Source organism: Xenorhabdus sp. NBAII XenSa04, from assembly GCF_963866145.1.
Lineage (GTDB): Bacteria > Pseudomonadota > Gammaproteobacteria > Enterobacterales > Enterobacteriaceae > Xenorhabdus > Xenorhabdus indica.
Genome location: NZ_CAWMEB010000347.1, coordinates 1 through 380 on the forward strand (window position 1 = coordinate 1; position 380 = coordinate 380).

1 protein-coding gene is annotated in these 380 nt (G+C 48.4%); it reads left to right on the forward strand.

Annotated elements, in window-relative coordinates; genetic code table 11:
* Nucleotides 1-380: condensation domain-containing protein (locus AAC147_RS12175; RefSeq protein WP_047686725.1), on the forward strand; the 380-nt coding region annotated here is incomplete at both ends.

Genomic DNA, 380 nt, shown 5'->3' on the forward strand with positions numbered 1-380 from the left:
ATTGTACTGGGGACACCGACTGATAACCGTCACCATGTGCAAACTCAACCTTTAATTGGCATGTTTGTTAATTCACTGGTTTTGCGAGCACAGGTGGAACAGACCAGCAGTGTAGAGCACCTGATTGGACATGTTCATGATGTAATTGCTCAGGCCAAGTCTCATCAGGATATACCGTTCGAGCAGTTGGTTGATGCCCTTGGCGTTGAACGGGATGCGTCCCGTCATCCTATTTTTCAGGTGCTGTTCGGGCTGCAAGACGCCGGGAAAACACGACAAACAGCTAGAGATTTACCGTTTAGCCCAGTGCAGTTGGATGACTCTCTGTATAGTCCGGCTAAGTTTGACCTGAGCCTGTTTATTACTGAGAAGGCATCCTG